The sequence below is a fragment of the Rothia sp. HMSC065C12 genome (assembly GCF_001812085.1).
Lineage (GTDB): Bacteria > Actinomycetota > Actinomycetes > Actinomycetales > Micrococcaceae > Rothia > Rothia mucilaginosa.
This window is the reverse complement of the sequence record NZ_KV807679.1, coordinates 311,463-327,076: the sequence shown is the minus strand read 5'-3', so window position 1 is coordinate 327,076 and position 15,614 is coordinate 311,463. Positions and strand designations below refer to the sequence as shown.

Below are 15,614 nucleotides of genomic sequence, written 5' to 3'. Positions count from 1 at the left end.
TGCGGGTGAGGCGTGCGGGCGGGTGAGGCGTGCAGGTGGTGTGTGCAGCGAAAGTTGGGGAGGGATGCTCTGTGCGTAATACCCTGAAACAAAATACTTGACATGTAAAGTATTTGGGTTTAGATTTAAACCACCAGCCCGGCACTACACGAACCCGAGCGCAACTCGCAAAGGAAAAACAATGAGCACCCCCACCGCCTCCAACAGCCAGAACACCCCGCAGCTCGACGAATCCATCCGCATCAGCCACCTCGAACCCATGCGCGGCGACGAGAAGAAGCTCGGCTTCCTCTCCTTCGGCCACTGGGCTGAGGTTCCCGGCTCCCGCGTACCCTCCGCTGCAGAATCTCTACACCAGGCAATCGATCTTGCCGTAGGCGCCGAAGATATCGGACTGGACGGCGCGTTCTTCCGCGTGCACCACTTCGACCAGCAGCAGGCAACCCCCTACCCGCTACTCTCCGCAATCGCCGCCAAGACCGAACGCATCGAGCTCGGCACCGGCGTGATCGACATGCGCTACGAAAACCCGCTCTACATGGCAGAACTTGCCGCCACGGCAGACCTCATTGCGGCGGGCCGACTGCAGCTGGGTGTCTCCCGCGGCTCGCCCGAATCCGTTATCCGCGGCTTTGAGAGCTTCGGCTACTACCCGGCAGAGGGCGAAAACGAAGGCGACATGGCGCGCCGCCACCTCGACATTTTCCTCAAGGCAATTGAGGGTGAGGGCATGGCGCCCAGTGCTCGCGTGGCGGGCAAGTACGCCCCCATACAGCCGCAGTCGCCGGGTCTGCGTGAGCGCATCTGGTGGGGTGCAGGCACCGATAGCACCGCCGTGTGGACCGCGCAGAAGGGCCTGAACCTCATGTCCTCGACCCTGATGTTGGAAGATAAGGGTATTCCGTTCGATCAGCAGCAGGCGCAGCAGATTCGCCTCTTCCGCTCCGAGTGGGTGAAGGCGGGTAATTCGGGTGTTCCGCGTGTTTCGGTGTCCCGTTCGGTGCTGCCCGTTATCGACGAAACCTCGGCACGCTACTTCGGTCGCCGCGCCGCGGAGGACTCGCAGGATTACACCGGCATTATTGATAACAGCTTCTCCCGCTTTGGTCGCAGCTACATTGGTGATCCGGCGGATATTGCCGAAGAGCTCGCCCGTGATGAGGCGGTCCAGGCGGCAGATACCGTGCTGCTGACGATCCCGAACCAGCTGGGTGTGGACTTTAACCTGAAGATGCTTGAGGCAATCGTGAAGGAGATCAAGCCCGCGCTGACCACCAAGTAAAGACCCTGAGGTGAAGACCCCGCAGAACCTTCTGCGCTAGCAGGGTTTCACGCCAGCGTGCCGCTGTCGCTTCCGTGATGGGCGGTGGTCGCTGATGAGCGCGAACTCTGCCGCCTCCCGAGGGCAAGGGCGCGGAGCACGTGCGGCAGCCCGCACAAGTGGACAATTGGTCAGTTATCACTGTATAGTCATCGTATGCTGACTATTGCTTCACACCTCGACGTTATGAACCGGCTCGGCCGCGCCATGGCCGACCCGACACGTTCCCGGATTCTGATGACCCTCCTCGGCGGCCCGAGCTATCCAGCCGTGCTCTCGCGCGAGCTGGAGCTGACCCGCTCGAACGTGTCCAACCACCTGACCTGCCTGCGCGATTGCGGAATCGTCGTCGCCGAGCCCGAGGGCCGCCAGACGCGCTACGAGATCGCCGACCCGCACCTCGCCGCGGCACTGACGTCCCTGATCAACGTCACGCTCGCGGTGGACGAGGCCGCGCCGTGCATCGACCCGGCATGCTCGGTGTCGGGCTGCTGTGGAACGGCGGCGGGAGCATGAGCGAGACCCTGACCACCGCACGCCGCGCGATGCTGCACCGGCGCGTCCGCTTCATCGTCGGCTTCACGATCACGTACAACGTAATCGAGGCAATCGTCGCAGTCTGGGCAGGCGTCCTCGCCTCGTCTGCGGCGCTCATTGGCTTCGGGCTCGACTCGGTTGTCGAGGTACTCTCGGCCGCGGCCGTCACCTGGCAGTTCACCCGCAAGGACCCTGAGCGGTGGGAAACGGTCACCGTCAAGGCCATCGGCATCGCGTTCTTCGCGCTGGCGGCCTACGTCTCGATCGACGCGGTGCTAGCCCTGGTCGGCCAGGAGGGCCCCGACCGCAGCCCGCTGGGTCTCGGTATCACCGCGCTGAGCCTGGTCGTCATGCCTCTGCTGGCGTGGATTGAGGTCCGCACCGGGCGGGAGCTGGGCTCCAAGAGCGTGATGGCCGACGCCAAGCAGCTCATCCTGTGTATCTACCTCTCCGGTGCAGTGTTCATCGGCCTCGTCCTCGACAGCCTGTTCGGCTGGTGGTGGGCTGACTCGGTCGCGGCGCTGGTCGTGGCGGTGCTCGCGGTGCGCGAAGGCCTGGAGGCCTGGCGCGGCGACGTCGAGTCGCCGTTCGAAGTGCTAGAGGACCTCGAAGACGAGGACGACTAACCCGTCACCCGACGATGAAGAGCCAGTGCTGCAACCCAGACATGCGCTACGAAAACCCGCTCTACATGGCTGAACTTGCCGTCATGGCCGATCTCATTGCGGCGGGTCGACTGCAGCTGGACGTGGACTTCAACCTGAAGATGCTGGAGGCAATCGTGAAGGAAATTAAGCCCGCGCTGGCCACCAAGTAAAAGTCCTGAGGTGAAGGTCCTTGGGTAAAGACCCCGTGCCATGCTGTTTCCAGCGCTCTGTAACGCGCTGAGATGCTTGCTCCCATATAGCTGAGCCCGTACATACAGCAATGCCCCGGCAGGCACCCGCAAGGGTTCCGCCGGGGCATTACTATGCTCACGTTCTTAAAAATCTTTCGTCTTTTCCCAGGGCTCAATAGCGCCCGGAACCACCTCAAAGAGCGGATGCGCACACGCCGCCAGCCCGGACAGGTAGGTGGCAACCGCCTCCAGCGGCTGCGGATGCGCGCGAAAACGAATCAGCTGCGGATGGTTCGTGTACCCGCGAGTCAGACCCCGCAGCACCTTCTGCGCCAGCAGGGTTTCGCGCCAGCAGGCGACCAGGGCGCGCCGATCGAGCAGGCAGGGGTGAAGGGACCAAATGCGCACGCTTAGCCCTGCACTTCTGCAGTGCTCTCGTCAGCCGATGCTGCGCCCGCGTGCTCGTCGCTAAAGTGCAGGAAGCTCTTGAGCACCAGCTCGCGCACCGCATGCAGCAGGGTGTCGCGCGGATGCTGCTCCTGCGTACCGCGTGCCGCGGCGGCGGCCTCATCGTATTCGGGCCAGGACAGTAGCATGGCAAGAGCCGTCACAATCTGACCCACGGCAAGCTCACCATCGCTCGCCGACGCAAAACCCGCCGTCTCGGTGGAGAGTAGCTGGGTGCGGCACAGACCCGAGCCGGCACGCAACAAAATGACGCTGGGGTGCTCGGCGCCGGGGCGGCCGTGGCGTTCCTCGGTGACGTCCTCGGCGACCTCCAGGTGTGCGGTAAGGAGCGCCTCATCGTCCATGGCGGCGAGGCGGTCGTAGCGGTGCACAGACTCGGTGAGGGCGCGGGCGATGGGCTGCTGAATCGGGTAGGTAATCTCCTCGAAACGCTGCAGGGGCTCGGTCACACCTGCCGCGGTCGCCTCGGTCGGGCGGCGCAGCCAAATCATGCCGAAACCAATAGAATGAACGTTCCGGGAAGCGAAGTCGTTCAGGTACGCCACGTAGGTCTGCTCGTAGTGGCTACGGTCGCGGTTCTCGCTCGCATCCTTCAACCAGGTCTCCGCGTAGGAGGCGGGGGTCAGCGCCTCACGCTGAATAAACCACGCCTCCGCGCCGCCGTCGGCAACCCAGGCACGCGGACGCTCATCCCACGGACGCGGTGCATCCGGGTCCGCCGAATCGCGAATAATCTCCCAGTTACCCAGCATCTGCGCGCGGCCACCGGGCACCAGCACCGACGGCAGCTGACGCACCATCGTGCTCACAATTTCGTCACCGGGCAGGCCGCCGTCGCGGTAGGTGAACTGCTCCTCGGCGCTCTCACCGGCAACGCGCGGGGTAATCACGAATGGCGGGTTTGACACCACCAGGTCGAAGCGTTCACCGGCGACCGGCTCCAGCAGGGAACCCTCACGCAGGCTCACGCGATCCTGCGGGTTCTGCGGGTCAATATCAAGGGCGGGAGCGTTCAGCAGCAGGTTAAAACGGGTGAAGGCCAGGGCGCGTTCCGAAATATCGGTGGCGGTCACGTGCTCAGCGTGGGCGAGCAGATGGAAGGTCTGAATACCACAGCCGGTACCCACATCCAGGGCACGCTTGACGGGGGTGCGCTCGGTAATCTGCGCCAGAGTCAGGGAGGCGTGACCAATGCCGAGCACGTGATCCTTACGGAGCACGCCGGGGCGCTGATGCGCACCCAGGTCGGCGGCAACAAAGATTTCGGTGCCGTCATCGGCGGCGTGCGGGCGCAAATCAACGCTCGCGGACCAGCGGGCAGAATCCGCAGCGTCGCGCTCAATCAGCGCGGCATTCTCAAAATCAACCAGGGTATTGCCGAAAACCTCGGCTGCCTCCGCCTCAGTGAGCGGGCGAGCCAGCAGGAAAAACGCCAGCAGACGCGCCAGGTTCTTCTCACCCGCACTGTAACCGCCGCGCAGAATATGCTCCACACGCCACAGGGCCGGAACCACCTGGTCGCGAGCCATCGCCTCAGCCGCCTCAACACCGAGCAGCTCCTGCACAGCGTCATAGCTGTAGTTCAACGCCAACAGGCGTTCACGGATGCGGGTCAGGCGGGCGTAATCATCGCTGCGGGGAGCATCCGCAACGGCGGCGTACTCGGGAGCGAAAGAGGCGGCAGAAATAGTCATGCACACCATTCTACGCACCCGCCGCATCTGCCCGGGCGCGCCCACAGCCTATAGGCGGCAGCGCAATGACACAGCCCCGACCCACCCACTGACCAAAACCGTCATCTGCGCAAGAGCGCCCACCCCATCGCATACACTGAAACCATGAGTAACCTGTACCCCGATGAAAGTATCAGCGTCGACAAGTGCTGGGAGCGTCTGCACGCAAACACTCTCGGCCGCCTCATCCTCACTGACGGACAGCACGTCGATGTGCTGCCCGTGCTCTACGCCGTCGCCAGCCAAGACGACAAGCAGGAAATCTACATCCGCACCACCCGCGGCAACAAGTTCTCCTCCGTGGTGGTCAGCCGCCGCGTCGCCTTCGAAATCGACGAAACTCTCGAAGACGGCATCCGCTCCGTCATCGTGGTCGGTATCGCCCACTGGCTGCCGCCGGAAATGACCCCGCAGATTGTGCGCACCTTCGACCTGCCCGATTCCGAAACCCACGAAATGCAGTGGGTGCGCATTGCGCCGCAGACCGTGTACGGCCGCGAATACCCGCTGTTGCCCGCATACCTGGACGGCACCCATCCCGACTCGGACACCCTCACTAGCTAGAAACGCAGGTGAGCGGGTGCGGTGCGCCCCAGCACCCGCCCCCATGTACCCCGTGCACACACCACCGCTCCGGTACCGTATGATGTACCGAGTACCCTGCGCACTCATGCAAGCTTCAACACGCCCGGTCCACATCAACCAGAACCGTGCCAGCTCGCCTCGCGCCGGGCCACCGCGCGCTCGCCGCATGAAACGCACCGAGCGCACCACATCAACCCAACATAAACTACACCCCCCCCCGATCACCTCACCCCACGTACACCACAGCCCGCCGGCGCCCACAAGCGCCAGCGTAGGTTATGGTTGAATACGTAGCTTTTCAACACACAGATAGAGGAGTGCCGTGCCCGCTCAGGCAAAGACCGGAAAAGCCCTGCTGATTGTGGAGTCTCCCTCCAAGGTCAAAACCATTAGCAGCTACCTCGGCGAGGACTACCTTGTCGACTCGTCCATGGGCCATATCCGCGACCTTCCGCAGCCCTCCGAACTGCCCGAAAACCTCAAAAAGAGCCCCGTCGGCAAGTTCGCTGTCAACGTTGAAGAGAACTTCGAACCCTACTACGTGGTCAACCCCGACAAGAAGAAAAAGGTCGCCGAACTCAAGCGCAAGCTCAAAGAAGTAGACGCGCTCTACCTGGCAACCGATGGTGACCGCGAAGGTGAAGCCATCGCATGGCACCTGAAGGAAGTCCTCAAGCCCAAGGTACCCGTCTACCGCATGACCTTCCCCGAAATCACCCGGGAAGCCATTCAGCGTGCCTTCGGCGAACTGCGCGACATCGACCTGCACCTGGTCGACGCGCAGGAAACCCGCCGTATCCTCGACCGCATCTACGGTTACGAAATTTCCCCCGTACTCTGGCGCAAGGTCGGCCGCGGCCTCTCCGCAGGTCGTGTGCAGTCCGTCGCAACCCGCCTCGTGGTTGAGCGCGAACGCGAACGCATGGCATTCGTCGCCGCCAACTACTGGGACCTGACCGGACGCTTCCTGACCGCAGCCTCCGAAGGCTTCGACGCCAAGCTGGTCGCCGTAGACGGTAACCGCATCGCCACCGGCAAGGACTTCGCCGACAACGGCACCCTCAACACCTCCAAGGTCACCCACCTGAATGAGGAAGCCGCCCGCGCGCTCGCCGCAGCCCTGCAGTCCGCCGCGTTCTCGGTACGCTCCGTTGAGACCAAGCCGTACAAGCGCCGCCCGGCAGCGCCGTTCACCACTTCCACCCTGCAGCAGGAAGCCGCACGTAAGCTGCGTTTCTCCTCCCGCGTGACCATGCAGGTGGCCCAGCGACTCTACGAAAACGGTTACATCACCTACATGCGTACCGACTCGGTGGCACTGAGCGAGCAGGCTATCTCCGCCGCACGCCGCCAGGCCTCCGAGCTGTACGGCGCCGAGTTCGTGCCCTCCGCACCGCGCGTGTACACCTCCAAGAGCAAGAACGCGCAGGAAGCCCACGAAGCAATCCGTCCCGCCGGTGACACCTTCCGCACCCCGGACGCTGTGCGCGGCTCTCTGTCCAACGACGAGTTCCGTCTCTACGAGCTGATCTGGAAGCGTACCGTCGCCTCCCAGATGGCTGACGCGACTGGCTCCACCGCCTCCGTGCGCCTGGGTGCCGTGGCATCCAACGGCCAGGACGCTGAGTTCGCTGCATCCGGCACCGTCATCACCTTCCGCGGCTTCCTCGCCGCCTACGAGGAGGGCGTTGACGCATCCCGTGTGGCCGAGCGTGAGGCGAAGGATGCTGAGAAGCGCCTGCCGAACCTGACCACCGGCGAGGCACTGACCGCCGAGGCGATTGAGCCCGCCGGCCACGAGACCCTGCCGCCTCCGCGCTACACTGAGGCGTCCCTTGTGAAGACCCTGGACGAGCTGGGCATTGGCCGCCCGTCCACCTACGCGGCGGTTATTTCGACCATCATGGACCGCGGATACGTGAACGTTCGTTCTGGTTCGCTGATTCCGTCCTGGACCGCGTTCTCCGTGGTGCGCCTGCTCGAATCCAGCTTCGGCCCCTACGTGAACTACGAGTTCACCGCGCAGATGGAAGAAGACCTCGACCGCATCGCGCGCGGCGAAGAATCCCGCGTCGAATGGCTGGGCGAGTTCTACTTCGGCGGCGGCTCCAAGCGCGGCCTGAAGCCCATCGTCGACAACCTCGGCGAGATTGACGCCCGCAGCATCAACTCCATCCCGATTGCGGACGGCATTGTGCTGCGCGTGGGCAAATTCGGCCCCTACCTGGAAGCCGAAGGCACCCTCGACACCGAGACCGGCGAGCTGACCGAACCGGTCCGCGCGAACGTACCCGCCGACCTGGCACCGGACGAGCTGACCGAAGCGAAGGCACGCGAACTGCTCGAACAGGGCAAGTCCGACGGTCGTGTGCTCGGCGTGGACCCGGTTTCCGGCAACCAGATTGTGGCACGCGACGGTCGCTACGGTCCCTACGTCACCGAGGTTATCGAGGAGATGACCGAGGAGCAGATTCAGGCGTACCTGGACGCGCAGCCGACCGAATACTACAAGAACGGCAAGCCCAAGCCGAAGAAGAAGCCGAAGCCCGCCAAGCCGCGCACCGCGTCCCTGTTCAAGTCCATGGACCTGGCGACCGTGACCCTTGAGCAGGCACTGCAGCTGATGAGCCTGCCGCGCGTGCTCGGTACCGACGCTGAGGGCGTGGAAATCACCGTGCAGAACGGCCGCTTTGGCCCGTACCTGAAGAAGGGCACGGACTCCCGCTCGATTGGCAGCGAAGACGAAATCTTCACGATTACGCTGGAGCAGGCGTTGGAGATTTACTCCCAGCCGAAGCAGCGCGGTCGTGCGGCGGCTAAGCCTCCGCTGGCTGAGCTGGGCGTGGACCCGGTCAGCGAGAAGAAGATTGTGGTGAAGGACGGCCGCTTTGGCCCGTACATCACCGACGGTATTACGAACATTACGGTTCCGCGTGCGGAGTCGGTCGAGTCGCTGACCCACGAGCGTGCGGTGCAGCTGCTTGCTGACAAGCGCGCGAAGGGCCCGGTCAAGCGTAAGACCGCCGCGAAGAAGACCACCACGGCTAAGAAGACGACTGCTAAGAAGACGACCGCTAAGTCTACTACCGCGAAGAAGACGACCACTCGTAAGACCGCGGCGAAGAAGACCGCTGAGTAGCGTTTCTGCCGCGTAGCCGAGTGTGGTTCGAGCTGAACTGAAGGCGCAGGATGCGTTCCGCAACCCCCGCGTGGGGTGGGTCGCCTCCTGCGCCTTTTGCGTGCTCGGGCTTTTGCGTGCCCGGGGAAAGTTTGTACTCGGGATGTTCGGCGCATTTTTGTGCCCGCGCTGTGTTTCTTAGGCTTGCGCTGTGTTTTTATGCCCGCGCTGTGCTGATGCTGGGCATCCGCCCGGATTGTTTGCGGAGTGAGCCGCGCCTCTGACAGACTGGGAGAGGCGCCGCACCTGCGGTACCGCACACAGACGATATCCCGCCGCGGGGCGGGGGAGGGGAGCGCATCGTGCGCCTGGGAGTTCTGGATGTCGGGTCGAATACGGTCCACCTGCTACTGATTGACGGCAGCCCTGGAGCGCGCCCCGAACCGTACGCGTCGCACAAGATTCCGCTGCAGCTCGTGCAGTACCTCGACGCTGAGGGCAATATCTCGCAGGAAGGTGCGGACGCGCTGACCCGCTTCGTGACCAGCGCCCGCGACTTCGCGATCGAGAATGAGGCGGAGGACCTGCTGGCGTTCTCCACGAGTGCTATCCGTGAGGCGGGTAATGGTGCGGCGGTGCTGCAGCAGGTGCGTGAGCAGACCGGCGTGAGCCTGAACGGTATTTCGGGCGACCAGGAGGCGGCGATTACGTACTTTGCGGTGCGCCGCTGGCAGGGCTGGGGTGCGGGCCGTATCCTTGATTTTGATATTGGTGGCGGCTCGTTTGAGTTTTCGACGGGTACGAATGCGTTGCCGGATGCGGCGATGAGCGTGCCGTTGGGTGCGGGTCGTCTGACGCGTGAGTTTTTTGATGAGCAGCCGCCGAGCCCGAAGCAGGTGAAGCGTCTGCGTAAGTATGTGCGTGAGCAGATTGCCCCGGTCGCGGAAAACCTGTTGCAGTATGGCACGCCGGATATGACGGTGGGTACGTCGAAGACGTTCCGTTCGTTGGCGCGTATTTGCGGTGCGGCGCCGTATTCGGCGGGCCCGCATGTGAAGCGTGAGATGCATTTGCAGGATTTGCGCCTGTGGACTCGTCGCATGGAGGCGATGACGGTGTCTGAGCGTAGCGATTTGCCGGGTGTTTCGAAGGCGCGTGCGGAGCAGATGCTGGCGGGTGCTATCGCTGCGGAGGCGGCGATGGAGGCGTTCGGTATTGAGACGATGCGCGTGTGCCCGTGGGCGCTGCGTGAGGGCCTGATCCTGAAGCGTATTGAGCACCTGGCGGAGGGTACGGGTACTCCGGTCAACCCGAAGACCCTCCTGGGTGAGTAGAACATGATGATGAACCCCGCAGGCTGGTGCGTAACGGGCACCGGCCTGCGGGGGTCACCGCTTTTCTTTTGTATATAACCCGCCGACAAAGATGTAGGAAAGGAAAAATCACCGATGAAAATCCAAGAAGTTATTGACGAAGTCAATGAAGCCTGGGGCGAAGAGCACGAGGAAAAACGAAAGAAGATATTTCGGGAAAATATTTTTTGGAAGCCTTTAAGGTTTTTTAGAGACATTTCTTTGTTTTGTCTCCTTGTTAATTGTATTTCAGGTCTTTCTTATATGTCTAGCTCTGCTAATACGCCAAAAATTTTTCCTGCATATACTTTTAATGTTCCATATTATATATTTGATGTGCGCGCTGGAATTATTGCTTCTCTAGCGAGTCTGCTATTAAGCCTATATGTTAGTGTGGGCAAATTTGCAGATGGGTATGAAGGTATTTTGGGTGAAGCTCGACGGGCTGCTTATCGTAAGTTTGCTAAACGTGTTAGCTATATTATTTCTGCAGTTTTTATTATAAATTTTTGGCATGCCGCCCTCGCAGGGTATCTTCAAGGGACCTCGTACGCCCCAGATTTCTTCAGGGATTTGCGGACGGGTCCAGAGTGGGGTAAATATTTTGTTCCAGCAGAAATTGATCTTTCAAGATATGGTGATATCCCCTTATGGGTTATTGCATTTTTCGCCTGGTTTACTTTGGTGTCTGGATTGATGCTTACTTATAATGAAAAAGATGTCTTGATTGAAAATGTTTATAAGCTTAAAAAATTTAATAAGATATACAAAAAGATTAATAAATCTCATGTCAATGAGTATTCTATAGTGGACTCTTTGCTTGCAGAACCGAAGATTAAAACGAGTGATTTTTCTTCTATAGATGGGAATGTTGATTCAGGCTGTGAATATGGAGACCGTTTTATATCTGAGTTTAGCTATCTTGGATTCAGCTTTAAAGTCAAAACAAATCTATACCTCAAGGGTCTTGTCGAACTGCTTAGAAATCCTGGGCTGAGGTTCTTGTGTATTATTTGCTTATTTTTTAGCCCGTTATCAGTTTTCCTTGTCACGGAGTCGTTTGAGTTTACAGTCTCGGTTTTTGGTGTTATTCTGAGTGTTTTTCTAATTGAATTGCTTATTAGGCTCTTTGAAGTTGGAAATCTATATAAGGGGCTGTATGTCGCGGAAACATCAGATTTGAGATGGTGGCATAGAACTTTAATTTGGGTCAGGTATTTTTGGGCTGACTTGGTTGGAAAGTTACTATACAGAACTATATATAGTCTATTTATCTTATTGGTGTTGGTATATTTATATGCGTCATATTTGGAATCCATTGATAAATCAGTGAAGTCTAGTCTCTTGGCTCTCATGGCTATATTTATTATTTCAATATTTAGCGCCTACTGGGTAATGAAATTATGGCAGTATGATATAAAGTGTATTTTTGATAAAGAACTTAAATTGTACTCTGATAAGTTTATACCCTGCGATATTGAAGGCTCTGAGGGTGGTAAACCCCTGGACTATTTAGCTATAGCTTATATTTATGTGTCGGTGCGGAAGATTAACGATTACTATGTGGCATATAAATCTGAAGTGGGTGAAGATAACTTATCTCCTGTTTATAATAGAAAAAAACTTTATCGGTATTCAAGGTCAGCTAATTCTAGGCCACCAAAATCTATTCGCCATATGTGGCCTTAAATCTTTTTGGGTTTACGGATGGGCAGGATTTTGTGTGGTGATGAAAATATTTTTTATGGATTGGGTTTCGGTAAATTTGATAAGGGGCTATGAAAAGTGTGAAATTTTTTTGCTAAGGTAATTAATCGACAATACGAAGAAAGGAGTAATCACCGATGACGAACCAACTACTGTTAGCACAGGTGCTAGCTGAGGGATTTACCTGGGATTATCTCTGGCATTGGACTCATGACCAGGAATTCGGCAAAGTACTAATTTCTGCAATCGCACCGATTGCAACCGCAACCATCGCTGCTTTAAGTCTTATGCTGACTGCTCGCAGGGAGAATAAGCAGATGGAAATCTCTAAACAAGGGATGCCACCTGAGTTAACTCGTTATAAGGAATGGCTTGAAATCTCTAAAAATCATAAAGATCTTATGGAATTTGAAAAAGGCAACAAGCTTGAAGGCATAAAAAATGAATATCAAGAAATTAGAAAATCTCGAAAAGTGGCTCTTGAGCGTGCTGTTTGGGAGCGCAAAGTAATCTCTGTCTGCCCGGACATTAATGGACAGAAACGTCTCTTAAATGTTCCCGAAGGAATAATAGTTAGCAGCATTAAAGTCAAATCTATTCCAAACTTTGGAAGTGCTGTATTTACTGCGTTTGAAGTGTTTATTTCGGCTCTAATATTCATATTTGCATCTATATTTATAGTGGCATACTTAATTTATATGTTTGATTATATTATGTCTGGGAATTGGGATATTGTACGTTTGGCTGAGGGTGTATTCTTGATTGGATTTATTCCCTGGCTGTCGGTATTTTTCAATAATGCTATAAGTGCTATTCATGCGGGCTTGACGGGGAAATGTTTTGCTGAATATGGTTACCTTCGCATTCTTCAAGAAAATATGTCACATGAAGAGTTTAAAGATGTGTTGAAAAATTCTTCTACTGTGGATAGTAATTCGCAAAGATTTTTCTTTGCCCTGTGGAATGGAAAATATCGCAATTTTGTATCCTGCCCAGAAACAGTGAATTCAAGATATTTAAGTATTTTGGGGCTAATTATTTATGGTCTTCCTCATTGGCTCATAAATATTAGGCATAAGAGTCGTGGATACAACTACGGTGAATATAGACCAGAAATTTTTGGATTTGTAGAGGGAACTTTAGGGGGAGACCAAACTGGGCAAGATGAAAATATGAAAGGTAAAAAATCCTCCATAATCAGGCGGTTGGTTCTGTGGATTTCTAAAGAGTGGGAATCTCGGAACCGTGGTTAACGCATTTTGGTTAGACCCTCCTCCTCTGTAGTTTCTAGCTGTAGGGAACCTATAACCCGTGCAGAATTTGTGCCTTGGTTTAGCGTCTTCGGCCATGGTTTTTAACTACGACCAAAGACACTAACCTATGGCACGAATCCGTACCCCTTGACCGGATCTCCATCTGCGACAGGTAGGTGAGAGCCGGTTATGGGTTATGATTTAGCCTTTTCGTCGATAGGTTAGTGTCTTCACTGCGGGTTAAAGACCCACGGCGAAGACACTAACCTATCGAAAACCTCGGTCTAAAAAGCAGGCGGCCCCGGATGCATGCACGCATCCGGGGCTGTCTCTTTTGCTTTTTTGACGAATTCTCTATTGCTATTTTGATATAATCATAGGAGATGTAATTAATAGTCAGAAGGACTGGGTAATATTGATATATTGCAGAATTTTTTCATATTAAAATTTAGTGACGTAACAAGAGAAGTGACTCTACGAGAGGCTATTGGAGGTATCGATGAGTTTTCTAAACTATAACAAAGATGAAAAGCTAGAATTTAACTATAAGAGGGCATGCGGCCTGTGGTTAATTGTGGTGGCGGCAGTTATAGCAATAGCCGCCATGACTGGAGGAAAGCAAATAATAAACATGCAAGTATTCAGTATTGGCTATGTTATTAGCTTTTTCTCGATCAACATGAACAAAAAGGTGCTAAATAGCCTGTCTGATGGTCCTTCAAGTGAATTTCAAAAGAAAGTATCTTCACGTGCCGTTATTCTATTATTTGTCTTGATGATTTTGCTGGGCGGCCCATTCTTTGCAACTGAAAATTGGAGACTGATTTGGCTGGGAGCGCTGATGGCAACCGCGCTGCATTTCTTCCCATACTATTTTGTGCATGGAAAGTCAATGATATATCTGGGTCTTATCTGTGCCATTAACGTGTTTGCAGGATATATTTTTACCAGCATCCCGTTAGAGGTAATTGCATATATCGATGCGGCGATTAAGCTCCTCTTCGGAATCTATCTGCTATTCCTTTCAAAGCCGTCAAAACAAAAGTAAGGCAAATCTTCGGCACGGCAAAACAGGGCGGCCCCGGACGCACACACGCATCCGGGGCCGCCCGCCACCTGTCAGGACCTACTTCTTAGCGCCGAACGCCCGTGTCCACGCCCAGCGGGTCAGCACCGCCGTGCCCACCGCAACCGCCATCGGCAGCCACGCACTCGCACCCTGACCCGTAAAACCAATCAACAACGTCAACGCAGACAACGGCGCATTCATCGAAATACCCAAAAACGCCGCCGTACCCGTCAACGCCGCCGCATACAACACCATCGACGCGCCACCCGGCACCCCGCCCAAACCCGGGAACGCCCACAGCACCAGCGCCGCCACACAAAACGCAACCGCCGCACCCAACGCCAAACCCGGCGTCAACGTACCGCCATAAGAACCGAAACGCAGACTCAACACCACCACGGCAGCCTTCGCAACAGCCAACGCCAACACATACACTGCCGCCGATGCGGTCAAACCGCCCGCCGCCGCATCCAGCGACACATTAAACGTGTGCTGAGTCAGCAGACGACCATTACCCAGAATCTCCGGAAGCCACAGCGAAACCACCGCGACCAGCGCAAACGCTACAGGAATACGCCACAGAAGAGAACGATCCTTCGCCTTCAACTTCTCCGCACGCTGCGACAACGCCCTAAAACCCAACGCCAACGGAGTCAACACCACACCCGTCAGCGCCGCCACTGTCAGCGTCGTCGCATCCAACGGAAGCTGCGGCACCGGGTACGTCGGCTCATTGACGATCACCAGATTCGCCGTGACCGTCGCCGTCCACACCGTCACCGCACCCACATATAGCGACCGCAGGCTCAAACCAACAGCCATCGCCTCCACAAGGTACACCACGCCACCAATCGGCACCTGATACACCGCCGCCAAACCGGATGCCGCACCCGCCGCCACCAGCAGACTACGCTCACGAACACCCAACAGTGCGGCACCGTCAGCGCCCACAAAACCAAGACGCTCCAGCAGATTCGAGGTGCGGCCAGCCGCCAAAGCACCCAGCTCACGAGGCGCGACTTCCTTACCCACAGGAGAGCCCGCACCCACCGCAACAATCTGAATCACCGAATGCGAAATCTGCCGCCACAGTGACGGGGTGCGGTCCTCCTCGGTAGCACCGGCAATCTGCGACTTCACGCCGACCACACGCCGCCCACCGGACTGCAGGTAGTACCATACCAGCGCCACAAACGGGCCCAGCGCCGCCAAAACCAAGGCACGACGCGCCGGATCGGCGCCGTCAGTCACCATCGGGTGATGACCCTCAGCCTGACCGAAAGTTAGCTCCTGCATGAAGTCCAGAACATAATGCAGAGCAATCGCGCCCAAGCCGCTGAACACGCCCGTGACCAGCGCGGCAAGGGTCAGCCCCAGCAGGAGGCGAAACGAAAAAGAACGGAAACCCGCAGGGCTCTGCGGGCTATTCGGGGAAGAACTCGAGGAAGAACCAGTATGAGAAGACATAGAAAAAGGGGTTTGTGTGTTGCGTGCTGTGTGGTGTTGGAGGCTTCATGCCCGGCACAAACTGCCGCGGGTGAAGCTGTTTTCATTCTACGCCCGCAGAATTACGCCCTCCCCGGCATGCCAGAACGTGAGAAGCGGAGCCCCGCCCATTGGGTCGCGGAGCATG

12 protein-coding genes and 1 pseudogene are annotated in these 15,614 nt (G+C 57.0%); 10 read left to right on the top strand and 3 right to left on the bottom strand.

What is annotated here, in order from left to right:
• Positions 1–181 precede the first annotated feature (181 nt).
• From HMPREF2836_RS07395 to HMPREF2836_RS09470, 4 genes and pseudogenes are all read left to right on the top strand, one after another.
• Positions 182–1,282 carry an LLM class flavin-dependent oxidoreductase gene (locus HMPREF2836_RS07395; RefSeq protein ID WP_070629974.1) on the top strand — a complete coding sequence of 367 codons (1,101 nt, stop codon included), beginning with the start codon at positions 182–184 and terminating at the stop codon, positions 1,280–1,282.
• Between the two features lie 195 nt (positions 1,283–1,477).
• Positions 1,478–1,837 (top strand): Cd(II)/Pb(II)-sensing metalloregulatory transcriptional regulator CmtR, encoded by a 360-nt coding sequence (locus HMPREF2836_RS07390; protein WP_070629973.1) that lies wholly within the window; start codon positions 1,478–1,480, stop codon positions 1,835–1,837.
• Positions 1,834–2,484 (top strand): cation diffusion facilitator family transporter, encoded by a 651-nt coding sequence (locus tag HMPREF2836_RS07385; RefSeq protein ID WP_005508275.1) that lies wholly within the window; start codon positions 1,834–1,836, stop codon positions 2,482–2,484. Before HMPREF2836_RS07390 ends, HMPREF2836_RS07385 begins: the two co-directional genes overlap by 4 nt.
• A 38-nt stretch (positions 2,485–2,522) precedes the next feature.
• Positions 2,523–2,609 (top strand): annotated as a pseudogene (locus HMPREF2836_RS09470) (luciferase); the annotation flags it as partial.
• A 231-nt stretch (positions 2,610–2,840) separates the two neighbouring features.
• Here the strand turns inward: HMPREF2836_RS09470 and HMPREF2836_RS07375 are convergent.
• Complete coding sequence (locus HMPREF2836_RS07375; RefSeq protein ID WP_049357223.1) at positions 2,841–3,104, bottom strand: pyrimidine dimer DNA glycosylase/endonuclease V; 264 nt, start codon at positions 3,102–3,104, stop codon at positions 2,841–2,843.
• Positions 3,105–3,106: 2 nt separating this feature from the next.
• Entirely contained in the window at positions 3,107–4,858 is a 1,752-nt protein-coding gene (locus HMPREF2836_RS07370) for a DUF7059 domain-containing protein (protein ID WP_246822845.1), read from the bottom strand.
• Between the two features lie 144 nt (positions 4,859–5,002).
• Between HMPREF2836_RS07370 and HMPREF2836_RS07365 the strand changes: the two genes are divergently transcribed.
• The 6 genes from HMPREF2836_RS07365 (at position 5,003) to HMPREF2836_RS09465 (ending at position 13,960) form a co-directional block, all read left to right on the top strand.
• Positions 5,003–5,461, top strand: coding sequence for a pyridoxamine 5'-phosphate oxidase family protein (locus HMPREF2836_RS07365; protein ID WP_044145909.1), 459 nt, complete (start codon positions 5,003–5,005; stop codon positions 5,459–5,461).
• 343 nt (positions 5,462–5,804) lie between these two features.
• Positions 5,805–8,621, top strand: coding sequence for a type I DNA topoisomerase (gene topA, locus HMPREF2836_RS07360; RefSeq protein ID WP_070629970.1), 2,817 nt, complete (start codon positions 5,805–5,807; stop codon positions 8,619–8,621).
• Between the two features lie 341 nt (positions 8,622–8,962).
• Entirely contained in the window at positions 8,963–9,934 is a 972-nt protein-coding gene (locus HMPREF2836_RS07355; protein ID WP_070629969.1) for a Ppx/GppA phosphatase family protein, read from the top strand.
• 114 nt (positions 9,935–10,048) lie between these two features.
• Positions 10,049–11,641, top strand: a complete 1,593-nt coding sequence (locus tag HMPREF2836_RS07350; protein ID WP_053087942.1) for a hypothetical protein — start codon at positions 10,049–10,051, stop codon at positions 11,639–11,641.
• 155 nt (positions 11,642–11,796) lie between these two features.
• Complete coding sequence (locus HMPREF2836_RS07345; protein WP_049358929.1) at positions 11,797–12,912, top strand: hypothetical protein; 1,116 nt, start codon at positions 11,797–11,799, stop codon at positions 12,910–12,912.
• Between the two features lie 499 nt (positions 12,913–13,411).
• Positions 13,412–13,960, top strand: a complete 549-nt coding sequence (locus HMPREF2836_RS09465) for a DUF6609 family protein (protein ID WP_070614891.1) — start codon at positions 13,412–13,414, stop codon at positions 13,958–13,960.
• Positions 13,961–14,038: 78 nt separating this feature from the next.
• On the opposite strand, the gene HMPREF2836_RS07335 is transcribed toward HMPREF2836_RS09465, so the two are convergent.
• Positions 14,039–15,448, bottom strand: coding sequence for a chloride channel protein (locus HMPREF2836_RS07335; RefSeq protein ID WP_070614894.1), 1,410 nt, complete (start codon positions 15,446–15,448; stop codon positions 14,039–14,041).
• Between the last annotated feature and the right edge of the window lie 166 nt (positions 15,449–15,614).

Bases quoted from the DNA above. Each gene is read 5' to 3' on its own strand.
- HMPREF2836_RS07395 (WP_070629974.1), top strand. From the start codon at position 182: ATGAGCACCCCCACCGCCTCCAACAGCCAGAACACCCCGCAGCTCGAC.
- HMPREF2836_RS07390 (WP_070629973.1), top strand. From the start codon at position 1,478: ATGCTGACTATTGCTTCACACCTCGACGTTATGAACCGGCTCGGCCGC.
- HMPREF2836_RS07385 (WP_005508275.1), top strand. From the start codon at position 1,834: ATGAGCGAGACCCTGACCACCGCACGCCGCGCGATGCTGCACCGGCGC.
- HMPREF2836_RS07370 (WP_246822845.1), bottom strand. From the start codon at position 4,858: ATGACTATTTCTGCCGCCTCTTTCGCTCCCGAGTACGCCGCCGTTGCG.
- HMPREF2836_RS07365 (WP_044145909.1), top strand. From the start codon at position 5,003: ATGAGTAACCTGTACCCCGATGAAAGTATCAGCGTCGACAAGTGCTGG.
- HMPREF2836_RS07350 (WP_053087942.1), top strand. From the start codon at position 10,049: ATGAAAATCCAAGAAGTTATTGACGAAGTCAATGAAGCCTGGGGCGAA.
- HMPREF2836_RS07345 (WP_049358929.1), top strand. From the start codon at position 11,797: ATGACGAACCAACTACTGTTAGCACAGGTGCTAGCTGAGGGATTTACC.
- HMPREF2836_RS09465 (WP_070614891.1), top strand. From the start codon at position 13,412: ATGAGTTTTCTAAACTATAACAAAGATGAAAAGCTAGAATTTAACTAT.
- HMPREF2836_RS07335 (WP_070614894.1), bottom strand. From the start codon at position 15,448: ATGTCTTCTCATACTGGTTCTTCCTCGAGTTCTTCCCCGAATAGCCCG.